Origin of the sequence: Labilibaculum sp. DW002 (assembly GCF_029029525.1) — a bacterium.
Taxonomy (GTDB): domain Bacteria; phylum Bacteroidota; class Bacteroidia; order Bacteroidales; family Marinifilaceae; genus Paralabilibaculum; species Paralabilibaculum antarcticum.
Map to the genome: position 1 here is coordinate 288,084 of NZ_JAKJSC010000002.1, position 23,555 is coordinate 311,638.

Annotated in this window: 17 protein-coding genes and 3 tRNA genes; 19 read left to right on the forward strand and 1 reads right to left on the reverse strand. The window is 37.6% G+C overall.

Annotated features, from left to right (window positions below; translation table 11 throughout):
• Positions 1-26 precede the first annotated feature (26 nt).
• From L3049_RS12840 to L3049_RS12895, 13 genes are all read left to right on the forward strand, one after another.
• Positions 27-99, forward strand: a tRNA-Gly gene (locus tag L3049_RS12840).
• Between the two features lie 11 nt (positions 100-110).
• Positions 111-182: transfer RNA gene (locus L3049_RS12845), tRNA-Thr, on the forward strand.
• Between the two features lie 59 nt (positions 183-241).
• On the forward strand, positions 242-1,429 hold the full coding sequence (gene tuf, locus L3049_RS12850; protein WP_275110217.1) for an elongation factor Tu: 1,188 nt from the start codon (positions 242-244) through the stop codon (positions 1,427-1,429).
• 43 nt (positions 1,430-1,472) lie between these two features.
• Positions 1,473-1,548: transfer RNA gene (locus tag L3049_RS12855), tRNA-Trp, on the forward strand.
• A 16-nt stretch (positions 1,549-1,564) separates the two neighbouring features.
• Positions 1,565-1,756, forward strand: coding sequence for a preprotein translocase subunit SecE (secE, locus tag L3049_RS21655; RefSeq protein ID WP_275123968.1), 192 nt, complete (start codon positions 1,565-1,567; stop codon positions 1,754-1,756).
• Positions 1,757-1,772: 16 nt separating this feature from the next.
• A complete protein-coding gene (nusG, locus tag L3049_RS12860; RefSeq protein ID WP_129251813.1) occupies positions 1,773-2,321 on the forward strand; it encodes a transcription termination/antitermination protein NusG in 549 nt (182 codons plus the stop codon).
• A 23-nt stretch (positions 2,322-2,344) separates the two neighbouring features.
• Positions 2,345-2,788 carry a 50S ribosomal protein L11 gene (rplK, locus tag L3049_RS12865; protein WP_275110218.1) on the forward strand — a complete coding sequence of 148 codons (444 nt, stop codon included), beginning with the start codon at positions 2,345-2,347 and terminating at the stop codon, positions 2,786-2,788.
• A gap of 20 nt (positions 2,789-2,808) precedes the next feature.
• Positions 2,809-3,501 (forward strand): 50S ribosomal protein L1, encoded by a 693-nt coding sequence (gene rplA, locus L3049_RS12870; protein ID WP_275110219.1) that lies wholly within the window; start codon positions 2,809-2,811, stop codon positions 3,499-3,501.
• 33 nt (positions 3,502-3,534) lie between these two features.
• Positions 3,535-4,053, forward strand: coding sequence for a 50S ribosomal protein L10 (gene rplJ / locus L3049_RS12875; protein WP_275110220.1), 519 nt, complete (start codon positions 3,535-3,537; stop codon positions 4,051-4,053).
• A gap of 38 nt (positions 4,054-4,091) precedes the next feature.
• Positions 4,092-4,460: a 50S ribosomal protein L7/L12 gene (rplL, locus tag L3049_RS12880; protein WP_275110221.1), complete on the forward strand. Its 369-nt coding sequence runs from the start codon at positions 4,092-4,094 to the stop codon at positions 4,458-4,460.
• A 110-nt stretch (positions 4,461-4,570) separates the two neighbouring features.
• Complete coding sequence (gene rpoB / locus L3049_RS12885; RefSeq protein ID WP_275110222.1) at positions 4,571-8,383, forward strand: DNA-directed RNA polymerase subunit beta; 3,813 nt, start codon at positions 4,571-4,573, stop codon at positions 8,381-8,383.
• Positions 8,384-8,464: 81 nt separating this feature from the next.
• Positions 8,465-12,730 (forward strand): DNA-directed RNA polymerase subunit beta', encoded by a 4,266-nt coding sequence (gene rpoC, locus L3049_RS12890; protein ID WP_275110223.1) that lies wholly within the window; start codon positions 8,465-8,467, stop codon positions 12,728-12,730.
• A 131-nt stretch (positions 12,731-12,861) separates the two neighbouring features.
• Positions 12,862-13,188, forward strand: coding sequence for a DUF3467 domain-containing protein (locus L3049_RS12895; RefSeq protein ID WP_275110224.1), 327 nt, complete (start codon positions 12,862-12,864; stop codon positions 13,186-13,188).
• 53 nt (positions 13,189-13,241) lie between these two features.
• On the opposite strand, the gene L3049_RS12900 is transcribed toward L3049_RS12895, so the two are convergent.
• On the reverse strand, positions 13,242-14,705 hold the full coding sequence (locus tag L3049_RS12900; protein WP_275110225.1) for a carbon starvation CstA family protein: 1,464 nt from the start codon (positions 14,703-14,705) through the stop codon (positions 13,242-13,244).
• A gap of 509 nt (positions 14,706-15,214) precedes the next feature.
• Here L3049_RS12900 and L3049_RS12905 point away from each other — a divergent pair.
• From L3049_RS12905 to L3049_RS12930, 6 genes are all read left to right on the forward strand, one after another.
• Positions 15,215-16,090: an electron transfer flavoprotein subunit beta/FixA family protein gene (locus L3049_RS12905; RefSeq protein ID WP_275110226.1), complete on the forward strand. Its 876-nt coding sequence runs from the start codon at positions 15,215-15,217 to the stop codon at positions 16,088-16,090.
• A gap of 50 nt (positions 16,091-16,140) precedes the next feature.
• The gene (locus L3049_RS12910) at positions 16,141-17,160 is read left to right on the forward strand and encodes an electron transfer flavoprotein subunit alpha/FixB family protein (protein ID WP_275110227.1); all 1,020 of its coding nucleotides are present in this window, start codon (positions 16,141-16,143) and stop codon (positions 17,158-17,160) included.
• Between the two features lie 57 nt (positions 17,161-17,217).
• Entirely contained in the window at positions 17,218-18,933 is a 1,716-nt protein-coding gene (locus L3049_RS12915) for an acyl-CoA dehydrogenase family protein (protein WP_275110228.1), read from the forward strand.
• A 198-nt stretch (positions 18,934-19,131) separates the two neighbouring features.
• A complete protein-coding gene (locus L3049_RS12920) occupies positions 19,132-20,166 on the forward strand; it encodes an outer membrane beta-barrel protein (RefSeq protein WP_275110229.1) in 1,035 nt (344 codons plus the stop codon).
• Positions 20,167-20,809: 643 nt separating this feature from the next.
• Positions 20,810-22,144 carry a glycerol-3-phosphate transporter gene (glpT, locus tag L3049_RS12925; RefSeq protein ID WP_275110230.1) on the forward strand — a complete coding sequence of 445 codons (1,335 nt, stop codon included), beginning with the start codon at positions 20,810-20,812 and terminating at the stop codon, positions 22,142-22,144.
• A gap of 93 nt (positions 22,145-22,237) precedes the next feature.
• The gene (locus L3049_RS12930; RefSeq protein WP_275110231.1) at positions 22,238-23,548 is read left to right on the forward strand and encodes a glycerophosphodiester phosphodiesterase family protein; all 1,311 of its coding nucleotides are present in this window, start codon (positions 22,238-22,240) and stop codon (positions 23,546-23,548) included.
• Positions 23,549-23,555 lie beyond the last annotated feature (7 nt).

Here is a 23,555-nt window from a genome sequence, read left to right on the forward strand (position 1 = left end):
TCATGAAACTTTTGTTTTGTGATTATGCGGGAATAGCTCAGTTGATAGAGCATCAGCCTTCCAAGCTGAGGGTCGCGAGTTTGAGTCTCGTTTCCCGCTCAAATTGTTTTGCCGTTGTAGCTCAGGGGTAGAGCGTTTCCTTGGTAAGGAAGAGGTCATGAGTTCAAATCTCATCAATGGCTCAAGAAAATATAAAATATTGTTTTAATTGTTGTCTAATCATTAATTAACTTTTCGAGTTATGGCTAAAGAACATTTTGATAGGTCAAAACCACACGTAAATATTGGTACTATCGGTCACGTTGACCACGGTAAAACTACCTTAACTGCTGCTATTACAACTGTATTGGCAAATAGAGGTCTTTCTGAGGTTGCATCTTTCGATTCTATCGATAATGCTCCAGAGGAAAAAGAGAGAGGTATTACTATTAATACTGCTCACGTAGAATATCAAACAGCTAATCGTCACTATGCGCACGTTGACTGTCCAGGTCACGCGGATTACGTGAAGAATATGGTAACTGGTGCTGCTCAGATGGACGGTGCTATTCTTGTTTGTGCTGCTACTGATGGTCCTATGCCACAAACTCGCGAGCATATCCTATTGGCTCGTCAGGTAAACGTTCCTAAAATCGTTGTTTTCTTGAATAAAGTTGACATGGTTGATGATGAGGAAATGCTTGAGCTAGTTGAAATGGAAGTTCGTGAACTTTTAGATTTCTACGAGTTTGATGGTGATAACACTCCTATCATTGCTGGATCTGCTCTAGGTGGATTGAACGGTGAGCCTGAGTGGGAAGAGAAGATCATGGAGCTTATGGAAGCTGTTGATACTTGGATTCCACTTCCTCCACGTGATGTAGATAAGGCGTTTTTGATGCCAGTTGAGGATGTATTCTCTATTACTGGTCGTGGTACTGTTGCTACAGGTCGTATCGAAACTGGTATTGTAAAAACTGGTGAGGAGCTTCAGATTATCGGTCTTGGTGCTGAAGGAATGAAGACTGTTTGTACTGGTGTTGAGATGTTTCGTAAGATTCTTGACGAAGGTCAAGCTGGTGATAACGTAGGTATCTTGCTAAGAGGTATTGATAAAGCTGCTATCAAACGTGGTATGGTTATCTGTCACCCTAACACTATCAAGCCTCATACTAAGATTAAAGCTGAGGTTTATGTATTGAAAAAAGAAGAAGGTGGACGTCACACTCCATTCCATAACAAATACCGTCCTCAGTTCTATATCAGAACTCTTGATGTAACTGGTGAGATTACTCTTCCAGAAGGTGTTGAGATGGTAATGCCAGGTGATAACGTTACTATCAACGTTGAGTTGATTACTCCAGTAGCTTGTGACTTAGGTCTACGTTTCGCTATCCGTGAAGGTGGTAGAACAGTGGGTGCAGGTCAGATTACTGAAATTGTAGAGTAATTTTGATATAAAGAGTGATTCGTTTTTCGAATCACTCTTCTTTACGGGTGTAGCTCAGTTGGCAGAGCACTGGTCTCCAAAACCAGGTGTCGGGAGTTCGAGTCTCTCCACCCGTGCCAAAGACAAACAAGCCTTATGAAATTAGTAAATTATATTAAAGACGTTTATAACGAACTTACACAGAAAGTATCGTGGCCGTCATGGTCTGAACTTCAAAGCAGTGCTATCGTAGTAATGATAGCTTCAGCAATTATTGCAACTGCAATTTCCGTAATGGATTTGGGGTTTAAGAGTTTGATGGACACTGTATATAGTATGTTTTACTAATCACTGAAAAATTAAGATGGCAGAAATTGAAAAGAAATGGTATGTTCTACGGGCTGTAGGAGGAAAAGAAAAGAAGGTCCAAGAGTATATCTTAAGTGAGATTTCTAATCTTGGTCTTCAGGATTACGTATCACAGGTTCTCATTCCAACCGAGAAAGTGTTTGTGGTGCGCAACGGTAAAAAAATTAGCAAGGAAAGAATTTTCTTACCAGGCTATGTTTTAATCGAAGCTGCATTGACAGGCGAAATTCCTCACATCCTTCGTAGTGTTACGAATGTGATTGGCTTCCTGGGGGATACTAAAGGCGGCGACCCGTCTCCATTGCGACAATCAGAAGTGAATCGTATTTTGGGTAAGGTTGACGAACTTACTAATAAAGATGAGGAAATTAGTGTTCCTTATTTTGTTGGCGAGTCGGTAAATGTGACTGATGGACCATTTAATGGTTTTACTGGTGTGATAGAAGAGGTTAATGCAGAGAAGAGAAAACTGAAAGTTATGGTTAAGATCTTCGGACGTAAGACTCCTCTTGAATTAAGTTTCATGCAAGTAGAAAAAGAATAAGAAACCTTTAGAAAAGTAAAACTATGGCTAAAGAAGTAGCAGGATTAATAAAGTTGCAGATCAAAGGTGGTGCTGCAAATCCTTCACCTCCAGTAGGACCAGCATTAGGTGCTAAGGGAGTAAATATTATGGATTTCTGTAAGCAATTCAATGCTAGAACTCAAGATATGGCTGGAAAAGTTGTTCCAGTTGTAATCACTGTTTACAATGATAGTTCTTTTGAATTTATTACAAAAACTCCTCCTGTTGCTGTTCAGGTTTTGGAAGCTGCAAAATTGAAATCAGGTTCTGCGGAATCAAACCGTGTTAAGGTTGGTTCAATTACTTGGGAACAAGTAAGAGCTATCGCAGAAGGAAAGATGAAAGATTTAAATGCTTTTGAAGTTGAAAGCGCTATGAGTATGGTAGCTGGAACAGCAAGAAGTATGGGTGTCACTATTTCAGGTGATAGTCCGCTTAATCAATAATTTTTAATACTGCATTTAAAATGAGTATAACAAAGAATAGAAAGTTAGCTTTAGAAAAAGTCGAGGCAGATAAGATCTATACTATCGACGAAGCAGCAGCATTGGTTAAGGAGATTACTACAACTAAATTTGACGCTTCAGTGGACATGGATGTTCGCTTAGGAGTTGACCCTAGAAAAGCGAATCAAATGGTTCGTGGAGTGGTAACTCTACCTCACGGTACTGGTAAGAATGTTCGTGTTTTAGTACTTTGTACTCCTGATAAGGAAGAAGAAGCTAAAGCTGCAGGCGCTGACTATGTTGGGCTTGACGAATTTATTGCTAAGATCAAAGGAGGATGGACTGATATTGATGTTATCATTACAATGCCAACTGTTATGGCTAAAGTAGGTGCACTAGGACGTGTATTAGGCCCACGTGGTTTAATGCCAAACCCTAAGAGTGGTACTGTAACTATGGACATTGCTAAAGCTGTTAACGAAGTTAAGGCTGGTAAGATTGATTTCAAGGTCGACAAATATGGTATTATTCATTCATCAGTTGCTAAGGTATCTTTTGAAGCAGATAAAATCAAAGATAATGCTAAAGAATTTGTAGGTATTATCAACAAGTTGAAGCCATCTGCAGCAAAAGGGACTTACATCAAGAGTGTATACCTGTCAAGTACAATGAGTGTAGGAATTCAGATTGATCCTAAATCACTTATTGACTAATCAAATTTTTTTTTAATCGAGACCTTGGTAATCATGAAAAAGGAAGACAAAATTCAGATTATTGATAGCTTGACAGAACAAATCAACGCATCAAACCATTTTTATCTAGCTGACACTTCAGGAATGGATGCTGAAACAACTTCTGCTTTACGTAGAGCTTGTTTCGAAAAAGATGTTAAGTTGCTTGTTGTGAAGAATACACTTCTTCGAATTGCTTTGGAAAAAGCAGAAGGTGAATTTGACGGTTTAACGGAATCATTAAAAGGTGCTACATCTTTAATGTTAACAGAAACTGGAAATGTACCTGCAAAGCTTATCAAAGAGTTCCGTAAGGGACATGATAAACCTATCCTGAAGGCGGCCTACGTTGAAGAGTCGATTTATATTGGAGACAATGAGTTGGAAGCTCTTTGTACTATCAAGTCTAAGGAAGAACTTATTGGTGATATTATTGCAGCATTGCAATCTCCAATCAAGACTGTTATTTCTTCGTTGGAATCAGGAAAGAACATTCTAGCTGGTGTTGTTAAGACACTTGCAGAAAAAGAGTAATATATTTAGAGTATTTTAATTTTAAAAAATAAATCAAAATGGCAGATTTAAATAAGTTTGCAGAAGAATTAGTTAATTTGACTGTTAAGGAAGTAAGTGAATTAGCTACAATCTTAAAAGAGGAGTACGGAATTGAGCCAGCTGCAGCAGCAGTTGTAGTTGCTGGTGGTGGTGCTGAAGGTGGTGCTGCTGAGCAGACTGAATTCGACGTAATTCTTAAAGCAGCAGGTGGATCTAAGCTAGCTGTTGTAAAATTGGTTAAGGAATTAACTGGTCTTGGACTTAAGGATGCTAAGGCTGCAGTTGACGCTGCACCAGCTCCATTGAAAGAGAAAGTTTCTAAAGAAGAAGCTGAAGCATTAAAAGCACAATTAGAAGAAGCTGGAGCTGAAGTTGAACTTAAATAGAAGCGCTAAGACCTTTAAATAAGGTTATTCTTGGTTTAGAGTTTCATTAATTTGGAACTCTAAGCCTTTTTGTTGTTTATTATTGTTTAGGTTCAATTAATTTCAAGTAAATGTCTTCAAATACTATTAGTCAAAGAATTAGTTTTGCTTCGAATAAAGATCAGTTTTTATATCCTGACTTTTTGGAAGTACAATTAAAATCTTTTCAAGACTTTTTTCAGTTGGAAACAATTTCTGAAAAAAGAAAGAGCGAAGGATTATTTAAGGTATTTAGTGAGAATTTCCCAATTACAGATACGAGAAACAATTTCGTATTGGAATTTCTTGACTATTTTGTTGATCCACCACGTTACTCTATCGAAGAGTGTATTGAACGAGGCCTTAGTTATAGTGTGCCCCTTAAAGCCAAACTAAAGCTATATTGTACAGATCCTGAGCATGAGGATTTTGATACAGTTATTCAAGATGTATATCTTGGAACAGTTCCTTACATGACCGAAAAAGGTACATTTGTTATCAATGGTGCAGAACGTGTTGTTGTTTCTCAGCTTCACCGTTCACCAGGTGTATTCTTCGGACAAAGTTTACATACCAACGGAACTAAGTTATATTCCGCTCGTATTATTCCTTTCAAAGGATCATGGATCGAGTTTGCTACTGACATTAATAATGTCATGTATGCTTATATCGACCGTAAGAAAAAGCTTCCTGTTACCACTCTGTTAAGATCGATTGGTTTCGAAAGCGATAAAGAAATTCTTGAGATCTTTGATCTCGCTGATGAGATTAAAGTTTCAAAAACCGGACTTAAAAAAGTTGTCGGTCGTAAACTTGCCGCTCGTGTTCTTAAATCTTGGATTGAAGACTTCGTAGATGAGGATACAGGAGAGGTTGTTTCTATCGAACGTAACGAAGTTATCATCGATAGAGAAACTATAATTGAACCAGAACACATAGAAGAAATTCTTGAGTCAGGTGCTAAGACTATCTTATTACACAAGGAGCAGCAAAATCTTGCTGACTATGCGATTATTTATAATACGTTGCAGAAAGACCCTTGTAACTCTGAGAAAGAAGCAGTTCTTCATATCTATCGTCAATTAAGAAACTCTGAGCCACCAGATGAGGCGACAGCTCGTGATGTAATTGATAAGTTGTTCTTCTCTGACAAACGTTACGATTTAGGTGATGTTGGTCGTTACAGAATCAACAAAAAACTTGGTTTAAATACTGATGGTGATACTAAAGTATTGACTAAGGAAGATATTATAGAAATTATCAAGTACCTTATTAAGCTATTGAATGCGCGTACTGATGTGGATGATATTGACCACTTGAGTAACCGTCGTGTTCGTACCGTAGGGGAACAATTATATAGTCAGTTTGGTGTTGGTTTAGCTCGTATGGCGCGTACTATTCGTGAAAGAATGAATGTTCGTGATAACGAGGTATTTACTCCAATTGACTTGATTAACTCGAAGACTTTGTCTTCAGTTATCAATTCATTCTTCGGAACAAATGCTTTATCTCAGTTTATGGATCAAACGAATCCACTTGCCGAGGTAACTCATAAAAGAAGAATGTCAGCTCTTGGACCAGGTGGTCTGTCTCGTGAGAGAGCAGGTTTCGAGGTTCGAGATGTTCACTATACTCACTATGGTCGTTTATGTCCTATTGAAACACCAGAGGGACCAAATATTGGTTTGATCTCTTCTTTATGTGTTTTCGCTAAGATTAATGATCTTGGGTTTATTGAAACACCATACCGTAAGGTTGTGGATGGGAAAGTTGATCTTAGTCACGAAGGTGTAGGTTATTTATCTGCAGAAGAGGAAGAAGGATTGACTATTGCACAAGCAAATGCTCCACTGAATGAAGATGGTTCATTTGTAAATGCAAAAGCAAAATCACGTAAAGATGGTGACTTCCCATTTGAAGAGATTGAGAATTTAGATTTGATGGACGTTGCGCCTAATCAGATTGCTTCTATGGCGGCTTCTTTGATTCCGTTCCTTGAGCATGATGATGCCAACCGTGCTTTGATGGGATCGAATATGATGCGTCAGGCTGTTCCTGTAATCAAACCTGAATCTCCAGTTGTAGGTACTGGTCTTGAGGCAACTGTTGCTAAGGACTCCCGTACTCAGATTGTAGCTGAAAGAAATGGTGTTGTTGAATTTGTTGATGCAACAAAAATTGTAATCGCTTACGAAAGAAGCGAAAATGAAGCATTTGTGAGTTTTGAATCAAATGTTGTCACTTACAATTTACCAAAATATCAAAAAACAAACCAGGGAACTACTATTGACCTTAAGCCTATTGTAGCTAAAGGTGACAAGTTAGTTAAAGGCCAAATCCTGACTGATGGATATGGTACACAAACTGGTGAGTTAGCACTTGGTCGTAACCTTAAGGTGGCATTTATGCCTTGGAAAGGTTATAACTATGAGGATGCGATTGTAATTTCTGAGCGTATTGTTAAGGATGATGTATTTACTTCAATTCACGTTGATGAATATACTCTTGAAGTACGTGACACGAAGCGTGGTATGGAAGAATTAACTTCTGATATTCCTAACGTAAGTGAGGAAGCTACACGTAACCTTGATGAAAATGGTTTGATTCGTATTGGTGCGAATGTAGAACCAGGCGATATCCTTATCGGTAAGATTACTCCTAAAGGAGAATCTGATCCTTCTCCAGAAGAGAAATTGCTTCGTGCAATTTTCGGTGATAAAGCAGGTGATGTAAAAGATGCATCTCTTAAAGCTTCACCTTCACTTCGTGGTGTTGTGATTGAGAAGAAATTATTCTCTCGTGCCGTGCGCGATCGTAAGTCGAAGCAAAGTGATAAGCCATTATTGCAGAAACTTGATGAAGAGCTAGAACAGCGTATTCATGAATTGAAGAATAGGTTAATAGATAAGTTATTCATTTTAGTAAACGGAAAAACTTCACAAGGTGTTAAGGATTATTTGAGTGTTGACTTGATTCCTAAAGGCGTTAAGTTTACTCAGAAATTATTAATGGAGATTAATTACCTTCAGGTTGACCCTAATAAGTGGACTACTGATAAGGAAAAGAATGAAACCATTAAGACCTTACTGCATAATTACGTTATTAAGTACAAAGAACTTGATAGTGCAAGTAAGCGTAAAAAATACAATGTTACTATCGGAGATGAAATGCCAGTAGGTATCATCCAAATGGCTAAGGTTTATGTTGCTAAAAAACGTAAGCTTCAGATTGGTGATAAGATGGCAGGTCGTCACGGTAATAAAGGTATTGTTTCACGTGTTGTTCGTCAGGAAGATATGCCATTCCTTGAGGATGGAACTACTGTTGACATTTGCTTGAACCCACTTGGTGTACCATCTCGTATGAATCTTGGGCAGGTTTTCGAAACCGTTCTTGGATGGGCTGGTATTGAACTAGGGTTGAAGTTTGCGACACCGATTTTCGATGGTGCAAGTCTAGACGAAATTACTGCATATACTGACAAAGCTGGTGTTCCTGCTTTCGGTAAAGCTTACCTTCATGATGGAGGTACTGGTGTAAGATTTGATCAGCCTGCTACGGTTGGTGTTATCTACATGCTGAAACTAGGTCACATGGTTGATGATAAGATGCACGCGCGTTCTATCGGTCCTTATTCTCTGATTACTCAGCAACCACTTGGTGGTAAGGCTCAGTTTGGTGGTCAGCGTTTTGGAGAGATGGAGGTTTGGGCTCTTGAGGCCTTTGGTGCTGCCCATATTCTACAGGAAATCTTGACTATTAAGTCGGATGATGTGATGGGTAGAGCGAAAGCTTATGAAGCTATCGTTAAAGGTGAACCTATGCCAGCTCCAGGTATTCCTGAATCTCTAAACGTGTTATTACACGAATTAAGAGGTCTTGGCTTGAGCGTTAAATTAGTATAAGCCTTATATAGAAAGTGAATGTTGGTTCTTCCGACATTCACTTTTCATGAATCAATTTGTTAATATCCTAATTTTCAATATATGGCATTCAGAAGAGATAACAAAGTAAAGAGTAATTTTACAAAAATCTCTATCAGTCTTGCTTCTCCTGAGGAGATCTTAGAAAGATCCAGTGGTGAAGTTTTAAAGCCTGAAACCATCAACTATCGTACTTATAAGCCAGAACGTGACGGTTTATTCTGTGAAAGAATTTTCGGTCCTGTGAAGGATTATGAGTGTCATTGTGGTAAATACAAGCGTATCCGTTACCGTGGTATTGTTTGTGACCGATGTGGTGTTGAGGTAACCGAGAAAAAAGTACGTCGTGAGCGTATGGGGCACATCCAGTTGGTTGTACCTGTAGCACATATTTGGTATTTTAAATCGTTGCCAAATAAAATTGGTTACCTTTTAGGTTTACCAACAAAAAAATTAGATACTATCATTTATTACGAACGTTATGTCGTAATTAACCCAGGTGTAAAAGCCGCTGATGGTGTCAATTACCTTGATTTCCTAACAGAAGAAGAATATTTAGATATTCTTGATGAACTTCCAATGGAAAATCAATTCCTAGATGATGAAGATCCAAATAAGTTTATTGCTAAAATGGGTGCTGATGCACTTTGCAGTTTATTATCACGTTTAGATCTTGATTCATTATCATATGAGTTACGTCATAAGGCTAACACTGAGACTTCACAGCAGCGTAAAAACGAAGCTTTGAAACGTCTTCAAGTTGTTGGTGCTTTCCGTGATTCAAAGGAAGTAAACAATCCAGAATGGATGGTTGTTAAAGTTGTTCCTGTAATTCCACCAGAATTACGTCCATTGGTTCCATTGGATGGTGGTCGTTTCGCAACTTCTGACTTGAATGACCTTTACCGTCGTGTAATCATTCGTAACAACCGTCTGAAAAGATTAATCGAAATCAAAGCTCCGGAAGTAATTTTACGTAACGAGAAACGTATGCTTCAGGAAGCTGTAGATTCACTATTTGATAACTCACGTAAATCTAATGCGGTTAAGACAGAAAACAACCGTCCTTTGAAATCTCTTTCAGATTCATTGAAAGGTAAGCAAGGTCGTTTCCGTCAGAATCTATTGGGTAAGCGTGTTGACTATTCTGCTCGTTCGGTAATTGTTGTAGGTCCGGATTTGGAAATGCACGAGTGTGGTATCCCTAAGGATATGGCTGCTGAACTTTATAAGCCTTTCGTTATTCGTAAGCTTATTGAGCGTGGAATTGTAAAGACTGTTAAGTCGGCTAAGAAAATCGTAGATCGTAAAGATCCTGTGGTTTGGGATATCCTTGAGAATGTATTGAAAGGACATCCGGTACTACTTAACCGTGCTCCTACGCTTCACCGTTTGGGTATCCAGTCTTTCCAACCAAAACTTATTGAAGGAAAAGCGATTCGTCTTCATCCTCTTGCATGTACCGGTTTCAATGCCGATTTTGATGGTGACCAGATGGCGGTTCACTTGCCTTTAGGTAATGAAGCTGTTCTTGAGGCTCAGATGTTAATGTTGTGTTCTCACAATATTCTGAATCCTGCCAATGGTACTCCAATTACTGTTCCATCTCAGGATATGGTACTTGGTCTTTACTATATTACAAAGGCTAGAACAGGTTGTAAAGGTGAAGGTATTACTTTCTACTCAGCGGAAGAGGCAATGATTGCTTTTAATGAAAAAGCCGTTGATCTTCATGCTAAGATTAAAGTAAAAGTTAAGGATCTTAATGAAAATGACGAATTGGTTGACACTATTGTTGAGACAACTATTGGTCGTATCATCGTAAATGAGTGTACTCCTGCACAAGCTGGTTTCTTAAACCAACTGATTACAAAGAGAGCTCTACGTGATATCATTGGATACGTTTATAAGAAGTGTGGTGTTCACGCTACTGCTAAATTCCTTGATGATATTAAAAACTTAGGTTACCGTAAAGCATTCGAAGGTGGACTATCGTTTAACCTTTCTGATGTTAAAGTTCCTGATGAGAAAGAAGGAATGGTAGCTGACGGTTACGCGCAAGTTGAAGAAGTATTGAATAACTATAATATGGGTTTCATTACGAACAACGAGCGTTACAACCAGATTATTGATATCTGGACGCATGTAAATGCTAATCTGACTCAAACATTGATGACTCAGTTGGAAAACGATAACCAAGGTTTCAACTCTGTATATATGATGCTTGATTCTGGTGCTCGTGGATCGCGAGAGCAGATTCGTCAGTTGGGTGGTATGCGTGGTTTGATGGCTAAGCCTCAGAAATCTGGAGCTAAAGGTGGTCAGATTATTGAGAATCCAATTCTTTCAAACTTTAAGGAAGGTCTTTCTGTACTTGAGTACTTTATTTCTACTCACGGTGCGCGTAAAGGTCTTGCGGATACGGCACTTAAAACAGCCGATGCGGGTTACTTAACTCGTCGTTTGGTTGATGTTGCTCAGGATGTTATTATTCATGAAGCTGATTGTGGTACATTAAGAGGTCTTTCTGCATCTGCAATTAAGAATCAGGAAGATGTTGTAGCATCACTTTTCGAAAGAATTTTAGGTCGTACAACTGTTCACGATGTTTTCCATCCATTAACTGGTGAGCTACTTGTAGCTTCAGGTATGGAGATTACAGAGGAAATTGCTGAAGCTATTGAAACTTCTCCAGTTGAAACTGTTGAGATTCGTTCAGTATTAACTTGTGAAGCTCGTCAGGGTGTTTGTGCTAAATGTTATGGACGTAACCTTGCTAGTGGTGAACTGGTTCAAAAAGGTGAAGCTGTCGGTGTAATTGCTGCACAGTCAATCGGTGAGCCGGGTACACAGTTAACACTTCGTACTTTCCACGTAGGGGGTACCGCGGGTAACGTATCTGCAGAAAACTCGGTTGTTTCTAAATACGATGGTATTGCAGAGTTCGAAGAATTAAGAACTGTTTCGCATACTTCTGAAGATGGAAAAACTTATGATGTTGTAATCGGTCGTTTGGCTGAATTACGTATCATCGATAAGAATACAAATATTGCAGTATCTACACATACTATTCCTTACGGTTCTAAACTGTTTATTAAGGATGGTGTTGATGTTTCAAAAGAAGAATTGATTTGTGAGTGGGATCCATATAATGCCATGATCATCTCTGAATTCTCAGGTAAGATTTCATTCGATAACTTGATTGAAGGTGTTACTTATAATGAGGAGTCTGATGAAGCAACAGGTTTTGCTGAGAAAGTAATTATCGAATCTAAGGATAAAGCTAAGAATGCAAGTGTTAGAATCTTAGGAGCTGACGGTGAAATTCTTAAATCTTATAACTTACCAGTAGGTGCTCACGTTTCTGTAAACGAAGGTGACATGATTACTATTGGTCAATCAGTTGTTAAGATTCCTAGAAACGTTGGTAAGACGGGTGATATTACCGGGGGGCTTCCTCGTGTTACTGAGTTGTTTGAGGCTCGTAACCCATCTAATCCAGCAGTTGTTTCTGAGATTGACGGTGAAATTACTTTCGGTAAGATCAAGCGTGGTAATCGTGAGGTTATTGTAACTTCAAGAACAGGTCAGGAGAAGAAGTACTTAGTACCTCTATCTAAGCAAATGCTTGTTCAAGAGAACGATTACATTAGAGCTGGTACACCACTTTCTGATGGTGCTACTACACCTGCTGATATCTTAGCAATTAAAGGTCCTACAAAAGTTCAGGAATATATCGTGAACGAAGTACAGGATGTATACCGTATGCAGGGTGTGAAGATTAACGATAAGCACTTTGAAATTATCGTTCGTCAGATGATGCGTAAGGTTGTTATTGCTGATCCGGGAGATACAACTTTCTTGGAGAAACAAATCGTTGATAAACAAGCATTCATGCTTGAGAACGATGAGATTTTCGGTAAAAAAGTTGTTGTTGATGCTGGAGATTCTAACGAATTAGTATCAGGACAGATTGTTACTGCCAGACAATTACGTGATGTGAATTCAGTATTGAAGCGTAAGGATATGAAATTAGTTGTTGCTCGTGATGTTATCGCAGCTACTTCTACTCAGATTCTACAGGGTATTACCCGTGCGTCACTTCAAACTCGATCATTTATTTCAGCTGCTTCTTTCCAGGAGACAACTAAAGTATTGAACGAGGCTGCAATTCGTGGTAAGGTTGATCAACTTGAAGGATTGAAAGAGAACGTTATTTGCGGTCACTTAATTCCTGCTGGTACTGGTCTTCGCGACTACAAAGACATCGTTGTTGGAGCTAAAGAAGATTACGAAAAACTTCTTGCTAATACATCTACAGAAGAGTAAAAATCTCTTACTAAATACGAAGGCTGTTTCATTTATTGAAACAGCCTTTTTTTATTTTCTATTTAATCGTAATCAGGAATATTTTCATAATTTAGCAGTACAAGAAGTAACCAAAAAATTAAAGAGCAATTATGAGCGATAAGAAACCATCGAATCAAATCGATATTCAACTTAGCGAAGAAGTTGCACAGGGAACGTATTCAAATCTAGCTGTAATTACACATTCAAGCTCTGAATTTGTAGTTGATTTTGTACGCATTATGCCTGGAGTGCCTAAGGCGGATGTAAAGTCAAGAGTTATTCTAACACCTGAGCATGCAAAGCGCTTGATGTTGGCTTTACAGGATAATATTAACAAGTTTGAGTCTATGAATGGACCTATTAAAAATGTTGATGGTGGACAAGGACCACAAGGACCAATTATACCAATGGGATTTGGGCCAACAGGACAAGCATAGACTTCAGATAAATTATTGAAAGAACCGGAAAGCACAAATGCTTTTCGGTTTTCTTATTTAACGGGTACTTGTTCTGTATTAATTGTTGATGTCTTTCTGCTTTTAAAGTGAAAGAGTAGATAAATTCCAAGAGCAATTCCTAGTCCTAGAATATAGCCTATTTCGGGAGTTATGGCTAAACCTCCATTTTTATAAGGGGCTACAAATAAATAGGTAAAACAAATGGCGGTCATAAACACAGCAGGTATGCTAAGATAGAAATGATTCTTTCCTTCTTTAGCAAGATACATTGCTGCTGTCCAGAGCATGACCATCGATAAGATTTGATTAGACAAACCGAGATATTTCCAAATAGTAGAAAAATCTAGCTGAGATAAAAGAAAACCAATTACAAAAAGAGGAATTGAAACAATTAATCTACTTTGTATTGAACTTTGCTTGTACTTAAAAATATCAGCTATAGTTAAGCGTGCGCTTCTAAAGGCTGTATCACCTGTAGTTATAGGACAAGCAATTACACCAATAATAGCGAATATTGCTCCGATTTTCCCTAACCAAGTATTGCAAATTTCATTAACCACCCATGCCGGATTATGGCCTGATGTAAGTGTATCATTTAAGGCATAAGTATCACCAAAGAAATTCATAGCCGCAGTTGCCCAAATAATTGCTACGATTCCCTCAGCTATCATCGCTCCAAAGAACACAGGTCGTCCGTAGCTCTCCTTTTTCATACATCTCGCCATCATTGGAGATTGAGTGGAGTGAAATCCGGAAATAGCACCACATGAAATAACGATAAACATCATAGGGTAGAGGATATTCTGGCTGGGGTTAACATGTAGATTTTTTAATTGGAGAATAGAAATTTCATTTAATTGGAGGCTTCCATTAAAGGATTTATAGATCATTATTCCTGCAATACTAATTGCCATTAGTAAGAGGGCTGCACCAAAAATGGGATATATTTTGCCAATGATTTTATTTATTGGAAGGAGGGTAGCAAGTAAATAGTATGCGAATATTCCATACAACCACCAGTTTAAACCGCCACCGGTTAAATCTTTTAATAAGCCAGCAGGACCAGTAACAAAAGCTACACCTACGAATATCAGTAATAGAATGGTAAAAAGTCTGATGAAGTTTTGAATGCCAGAACCTAAATATTTACCTACAATTTCAGGAAGTGAGGCACCATCATTTCGAATGGATAACATCCCTGAAAAGTAATCGTGAACAGCACCCATGAAAATGCATCCAAAAACGATCCAAATGTATGCTATTGGGCCATACATTGCCCCTAATATGGCACCGAAAATAGGACCTAAACCAGCAATGTTTAAAAATTGAATGGTAAACATTTTCCAGCTAGGCATAGGAATAAAATCAACTCCATCTTCTAAGCGGACTACTGGTGTTTTTACATTGTTATTTGCTCCAAAGAAACGTTCTATGAATTTACCGTAAAAAAAATAGCTAAGTACTAAGGTGATAATTGCAGCTAAGAATGTGATCATGTTTTTACTAGTTGAGTAATTTATTAGCAAATTTATAATTTTATATGAAAAAGTATTTGATATTGATATCGACTTGAAAGGAAAAAATAGTTGTTATATTTCCTTTAGGAATTGTACGAAATGTTAAAATTAAACAGAATTGTGTTGATGAATTTGTTTTTAAAACCATTAATAATAAAAATATCACAGCATTGATATCGGTAAAGTGTTAAAAATTAGGACGATAATAATCTTAGCGCTATGGTTTCCGATATCGATTTCGGTATTTTATTGCTAACTATTAATCTGTTTTTTAACTCACAATCTAGATTTGTTTTAAGTACTCTAATCTTTATATTTGCTAAGCTCAGAATTAAAGAATTCAATTATTAAATGAGCAAACCTGAATAAGGAAATAACAATTAGTGATTAGACGGTTTAAATGACTTAAAATCTTTACTCGAAGCTATTGGGTGGGAAAGTTTGTTGTGATAAACCAGAATCAATTACAGATGATAAAACATATAACAATGAAAGGATTAAAAATTGTTGTTCTTGCTAAGCAGGTTCCTGATACTCGTAATGTTGGGAAAGATGCTATGAAAGCTGATGGAACTGTGAACAGAGCTGTTTTGCCTGCTATCTTCAATCCTGAAGATTTAAATGCACTTGAGCAAGCATTGCGCTTAAAAGATAAATACCCTGGAACTGAGATTACTATTTTGACAATGGGACCAGGTAGAGCTGCTGAAATTATTCGCGAAGGTTTATACCGTGGGGCTGATAATGGTATCCTTTTATCTGACCGTGCTTTTGCTGGATCTGATACTTTAGCAACTTCTTACGCTTTGTCTTGTACTCTAAAGAAAATGGGTAAGATTGATATTATCATTGCAGGTCGTCAGGCTATTGATGGTGATACAGCTCAGGTTGGACCTCAGGTTGCCGAAAAATTAGCTATACCACAAATTACTTATGCTGAAGATGTAATTTCTGCAGAAAAGGGTAAAATTGTAGTTAAGCGTCGTTTAGAGCGTGGTGTTGAAACTGTTGAAGGTACTCTTCCAATGGTTGTAACAGTAAACGCTTCTGCTCCCGATTGTCGCCCACGTAACGCGAAGTTTGTAATGAAATACAAGCACGCAAGAGCGGTTTCTGAAATGCAGGATGCTGACGAAGATTATATCGCATTGCACAACAACCGTCCTTACCTAAATATTGGTGAGTGGAGTGTGAACGATATCGACACTAAAGCTGAAGAACTTGGTTTAACTGGATCACCAACAAAGGTAAAAGCGATTGAAAATGTCGTGTTCCAAGCTAAAGAAGCTAAAGTACTTGAGCCTAGCGATGCTGATATGGATGAACTAATGAAAGAGTTAATTGCTAATCATACTATTGGTTAATCGATTGGTTTTTCCTATCATTTCAATGTAGAATTTTAAAATTAAGAACCGTGAATAACGTATTTGTATATTGCGAAATAGAAGAGGGACAGATTGCTGATGTAAGTCTTGAACTTTTAACTAAAGGTAGATCGCTAGCTGATGATTTGAAGTGTAACCTGGAAGCGATTGTAATTGGCGCCGATCTTAAAGGTGTTGAGAAACAAATTATCCCTTTTGGTGTTGATACTTTATGGATGGCTGACGATAAACGTCTTTATCCATACACAACTTTACCTCATACCTCAATCATTGTAAAATTATTTGAAGAAGAGAAACCACAAATCGCTTTGATGGGTGCTACTAGCATCGGTCGTGATTTGGGGCCTCGTGTATCTTCTGCACTTCACTCAGGTCTAACTGCTGACTGTACGAGTTTGATCATTGGTGATCATACTGATAAGAAGAACAAAAAGGATTATAAAGATCTTTTGTATCAGATTCGTCCTGCTTTCGGTGGTAATATTGTTGCTACAATTATTAACCCAGACTGTCGTCCACAAATGGCTACAGTGCGTGAGGGTGTAATGAAGAAAGAGATCCGTTCTGAAGCCTACAAAGGAAAAGTTAAGAATATCGAAGTTGCTAAATACTTGAACGATACAGATTTTGTTGTGAAAGTTATTGAGCGTCATATGGAAGCTTCAAAAGTAAACATCAAAAATGCAGGTATTGTAGTTGCTGGTGGTTATGGTGTTGGTTCAAAAGAAAACTTCGATAAGTTATACGAACTAGCTGATGTTATTGGTGGTGAAGTAGGTGCTTCTCGTGCGGCAGTAGATGCTGGTTATGCTTCTCACGAACGTCAAATTGGTCAAACAGGTGTTACTGTACGTCCTAAGTTATATATTGCTTGTGGTATTTCTGGTCAGATTCAACATACAGCAGGTATGGAAGAATCAGCAATGGTTATTGCGATCAATACGGACAAGAATGCTCCAATCAACAATTTCGCTGACTATGTGATTACAGGTGATATTGCTGATGTTGTGCCTAAGATGATCAAGAAGTACAAAGAGAATACCAAGTAATCGTACTTCCAATTTGTATTTAAGCTTGAATTATTAACAAAAAAACATCCAAAAGAAATGGCTAATTTCTATACAGATAACGAGGACATGAAGTTCCATTTGGAACACCCGTTAATGAAAAAAATTGTTGCGCTTAAAGAGCGTGGCTTCGAAGATAAAGATAAGTATGACTATGCACCTCTTGATTTTGAAGATGCAATGGATTCATACGATCGCACATTAGAAATCGTTGGTGAAATTTGTGGTGACATTATCGGCCCTAACGCTGAAGGCGTTGACCAAGAAGGTCCACAGGTTGTAAACGACCGTGTTATTTATGCAAAAGGTACTGCCGAAAACCACGAAGCTTTAACTAAAGCTGGTTTAATTGGTATGTCTCTTCCACGTGAGTACGATGGATTGAATTTCCCAATTGTACCTTACGTAATGGCTGCTGAATTGGTATCTCGTGCCGATGGTGGTTTTGCTAACATCTGGGGGCTTCAGGATTGTGCTGAGACAATTCACGAATTTGCTTCAAAAGAGCAAAAGGAGAATTACTTACCACGTTTCGCTAAAGGTGCTACTGCAGCTATGGATTTAACTGAGCCAGATGCTGGTTCTGACCTTCAGGCTGTACAGTTGAAAGCAACTTACAACAAGGAAGAAGATCAGTGGTACTTAAACGGTGTGAAACGTTTTATTACCAATGGTGATGGCGATGTTTCATTGGTACTTGCTCGTTCTGAGGAAGGAACTAACGACGGTCGTGGTTTGTCAATGTTTATCTATGACAAAAAGCACATGGCTGTTAAGGTTCGTCGTATCGAGCATAAAATGGGTATCATCGGTTCACCTACTTGTGAGTTGGTATTTACTGATGCTCCAGCTGAGCTAGTAGGATCTCGTAAGATGGGTCTTATCAAATATGTAATGTCATTGATGAACGGTGCTCGTTTAGGCGTAGGTGCTCAATCAGTAGGTATTGCAGAAGCTGCTTACCGTGAAGGTTTAGCTTATGCAAAAGAGCGTCGTCAGTTTGGTAAAGCGATTATCGAATTCCCAGCTGTTTACGAAATGTTGACTAATATGGAAGCTAAGCTTAACGCTTCTCGTTCTGTATTGTATGAAACATCTCGTATGGTTGATGTTTACAAAGCATACTTCCACATTTCTCAAGATCGTTCTCTGGATAAAGAAGAGAGAATGGATATGAAGAAATATCAGCGTTTAGCTGACGTATTTACGCCACTATTGAAGTTGTTTGCTTCTGAGTTCTGTAACGAAGTTGCTTACGATTCATTACAAGTTCACGCGGGTTCTGGTTATATGAAAGATTACCCAATTGAGCGTTTGGTTCGTGATGCACGTATTACAAACATTTACGAAGGAACTACTCAGTTACAAGTTGTAGCTGCGGTTCGTGGGGTAACGACAGGACAGTATCTTTCTCAGATTAAATTCTACGAAGGTGAAGAACTTAATCCACAATTGGAGTACATCAGAACGACTCTTAAGGGTATGACTGAAAAGTACGAAGAGGCTGTTGCTAAAGTAAACGAGATTAACGCTACTGCTGATCACAACGACTTCCTGGATTTCCACGCACGTCGTTTGGTTGAGATGGCAGGTTATATCATTATGGGTTACTTGATGTTGTTAGATACAACTCGTAATGAGAAATATCAGGCATCAACAGAGGTATTTGTTAAAATGGGTAAAGCTAAGTGTGCTGCTCACCTTGACTATATTTCAACTTCAGACTTGAAAGACTTAGGTATCTTCAAAAAATAATTAAGTTTTGACTTAATTCAGGAGGTTTCCAGTTGGGAACCTCCTTTTTTTGTGTTAATTTTTCGTTAAGACGAATTAACATTTACTTAAAATACTAAAGTGGGTAGGTTGATGGAAAGAAATTAGTTTTGTGACAGAATATTAAGAAAACATGTCAAGTTAATTACAATAAAAAGTCAAAATACTAAAACAACCAAAATGAAAGTAAGAACTTTACTAATCGGTGTACTAACTTTATTCATGGGATTTTCAGTAATTGCCCAAGAGCAAACGGAATTTAAGCCATCAGGAAAAGCAACAGGAAAAGTATTCTTTAATTACCATTACGATATGACTGATGGAGAAGAACAGGAGAGTAGTTTTGAAATAAAGAGAGCTTATTTGGGATACAACTATAATATTGCAAAAGGTTTAAAAGCAAGTATTACGCTAGATGTTGGTAAGAATGATGGCGGTAGCGACTACACGGCTTATCTTAAGAAAGCCCAGTTAGAGTGGAAAGCATCATCTGCAGTAAAAGTATCATTGGGGATGATTAGTACAATCCAGTTTAAAGAACAAGAAAAATTCTGGGGGTATCGTTATATTATGAAATCTTTTAATGATCAGTATGGCTTTGGCCCAAGTGCTGATGTAGGTATTAAAGCTAATTTTAAATTGAGCGATTCTTTTTCGGCAAATGCTTTTATTATTAATGGAGAAGGCTACAAAAAAGTACAGGATGAAGATGGTAAACAAAAAGTAGGAGCCAGTTTAATTTATAAGCACAAAGGCTTAATTGCTAAAGCTTACGCAGATGTACTAACGACTACCCTTGCCGATGAAGAAGGTAATGAGACAGACGTAACTTCAAATACTTTTGCTGGATTCCTGGGGTATGAATTTTCTGATCAATTTAGATTAGGCGCAGAATACAACTTGTTAACCAATGCAACAAATTTTTCTGACCTGGAAGAAGGTAAGGACATGATAGGTTGGTCTTTCTACTCAACATACACATTCAATAAGAAATGGGAAGTGTTTGGAAGATATGACAATTTATCTTCGAATAAACTTGAAGGGGAAGCAGAAAAGTGGAACCTGGCTAAGAATGGTAGCGCAATTACAACAGGTGTTCAATATGCACCAGTAAGAGGAGTTAAGATGGCACTAAATTACCAAGGGTATAATTTTAAGGATTCTAACAATGAAGATAACTCGTTGGTTTTTGTGAATTTTGAGTTTAAATTCTAAAAAGAGATTAAAATATTAGAACCGCTTGCATCACAGATGTAGGCGGTTTTTTTATGAGGTATTATTAAACATTAAAAATTATTAGATGTAATTTTGAATTTGATTGATTTCATGATTATTCTCTTTTTTTCATTGGATTAAGTTTTATGGCTACTTTATTAAGTTTTTATTATTAAAGCTTTAATATAGATTGTCTTTGTAGTTAACTTAATTTGTATTGTCGAATTATTATGAATGTAATGGTTTTTGATAATTAATTATTTATAATCATAAAATTAATAATAAGCGAATTGTAAAATAGCTTAGTAGACAGTAAATCAAATAGATAAACTTGTTTTATAGAATGATTACAAATAGATAATTTATTTAAATTTGTTAGGTGAAAAATATTTTTTATGCTTATGTTTGTCGCCACAGAAGACAATTTGACTAGCTCGAGTTGTTTTTTTTGGCTAAAGAACATAGTAATACTACATATTATACGAATGGATGTATTTTACTATGTAAAGTATATAACATTGGAATATATTTTACAAATGATTATTCTGTTATAATAAGAGTTATAGGAAAGCTTTAAAGAGAAGATTTAGTTCCCTGATAATTTTTGATTGAACTCAAATATACTTACCCAAAATAGATTAATATGATTGGCTTTTTAAAACCAGCATCTCACAAAGAGATGCTGCCTGAGGATAAGATTGACCCTACCTACAAACGATTGCGTTTACAAGTATTTCTGGGTATATTTTTTGGATATGCAGGCTATTACCTTGTAAGAAAGGTGTTTTCTTTAGCTATACCTGATTTAATAGAATTAGGGTATTCAAGAACAGAACTAGGTTTTGCCTTATCAGGTGTTTCTATAGCTTACGGTTTAAGTAAGTTTATTATGGGTAATGTTTCTGACCGAAGTAATGCGCGTCGATTTTTAACCTTAGGCCTTGTATTATCAGCCATTACGATGATTGCAATGGGTTTACTACCTGTTGCGACTTCATCAATTGGAATCATGTTTGTTCTATTATTACTGAATGGGTGGTTTCAAGGAATGGGCTGGCCTCCTTGTGGTCGTGTAATGGTGCACTGGTTTTCGATACGTGAACGTGGAACAAAGATGTCTATATGGAATGTAGCACACAATGTAGGTGGTGGAATTATTGGACCTCTTGCAATTTTAGGTGTTGCCATCTTTGTTGATTGGCACTCTATATTATACTTTCCAGGTTTCGTGGCATTAGGTGTTGCCTTTATTGCTTGGTTACTAATCCGTGATACACCTCAATCATGCGGGTTGCCTAATATCGAGAAGTATACAAATATTTATCCAGATAACTATTCTGAAAAATATGAAGTGGAGATGACAGCAAAGGAAATCTTCATGAAATACGTCTTTAAAAATAGATTGTTATGGTCTATAGCTTTCGCAAATGCCTTTGTTTATTTGGTGCGCTATGGCGTGCTCGATTGGGCTCCATTATATCTTAAGGAAGCAAAGGGGTTTTCTATTCAAGAGTCGGGGTGGGCTTACTTTGCTTACGAATGGGCAGGAATACCAGGGACTCTTCTTTGTGGATACTTGAGTGATAAAGTTTTTAAAGGTAAACGAGCTCCTGTAAGTATCATTTATATGGTATTGGTATTTGTTTCTGTACTAATGTATTGGTTTAGCCAATCGATTTTGATGAATTCTATAGCTCTTATTTTTATTGGCTTCCTAATCTACGGTCCCGTTATGCTAATCGGCGTTCATGCATTGGATTTAGTACCTAAAAAGGCTGCTGGAACAGCTGCTGGCCTAACCGGTTTGTTTGGATACGTGGGAGGTGCATTATTTGCAAATATTGCTATGGGTGCAGTTGTAGACACCTGGGGATGGAACGGAGGTTTCATTGTTCTTCTTGGAGCCTGTGTTGCAGCTATAATTTTAATAGCAATGTCTTGGGTTTTGGAGAATAAAGGCCATAATGGCTTGCATTAAGACCTTATAAAATCCGATCAAATTTTATGAGTGTAAAATTGATACTTGTATCAAAATATGAGTTTACTATTTATCAACTATAATTTAAAACTAATGAAAAAAATTAATGTGAGAAATTTGTTGGCAGGTGCTCTTATCCTGTCTAGCATCGGATTTGCAGGATGTGAAGATGACACACCTGATTACAATCCGTTGAACCTTTACAAAACCTATCCGTTAAACGAGCTTAGTGCTGAAGCTAAGATTGTTCGCGACTATGTGAAGCCAGATGCTGTGATTGCTCACCGTGGATCTACTTTTTGGGCACCGGAAGAGACTGAGGCAGCATTCCGTTGGGCACGTAATATGGGTGCTGACTATTTAGAAATAGACCTTCAGAGAACAAGTGATGGTGTGTTATTAGCATTGCATGATGGCAACCTTCGTCGTACTTCTAATATTGAAAGTATTTTTCCAGGGAAGGAAGATTATCCGGTAAGTGTATTTACATTAACTCAATTGCGCAAGCTTGACGCAGGAGCATGGTTCAATGTTGCCGTACCTGAAAATGCTCGTAACTCATTCATAGGTCAAAAGATTTGTACACTGGAAGAGGTTTTAAAAATTTCTGAAGGTTATAGAATTAAACGTGATGTTAGTGGTGAGCCGGTAAAAGATATGACTCGTTTGACTGACGGAGGAGAATGGGCCGGATTTTATGAATTTGAGATTGATCCTCAGGATAATGGTAACCGTCCAGGTGTATATGCTGAAACTAAAGAGCCATATTTATTTCCTAAAATGGAAGCTGATTTAGCTACTTTCTTATCAGAAGAGGGATGGAATGTTACTGATTCTCCAAAAACAATTCCTACAACTGCCGGTAAAGTAGATGTTGCAAATACCATGGGACGTTTTATCTTACAATCATTTTCCCGTCAATCAATTGTATCACTAGAGAAAGAGCTTCCTGGTGTACCTAAATGTATGTTGCTTTGGGAAGACGAAAGTGCGAGTTATGTTCGTCCTTCTAATTCAATTGAATCATTGGCTGAATTCATTAATTTTTCAGTAGAATACAACTGTCATATTGCAGGTCCGTCTATTGAGGGAAAACCTAATAAATATCCTGATTTAACTGAACCTTGGATGTGCGAAATGTATCACCGTGCAGGAATGATTGTTCATGCTTACTCTTTCGATACTGAAGATCAGTTGAGAAAATACAATGGTGATTATTTCTATGGTGGTGTTTCTCGTTTTGAAGATGCTAACAGATCTGTACAAGGTAATTTTGAGTACGATGTAAACCCTAATATGTTTATTGATGGTGGTTTTACAAACTTGACAGATTTGTCAATGAAGTACCAAGGTCGTGAACTTGTTGGGACAGCTCAAGAAGTGTTAAATAGCTTAGGTTACTAATTGTTAA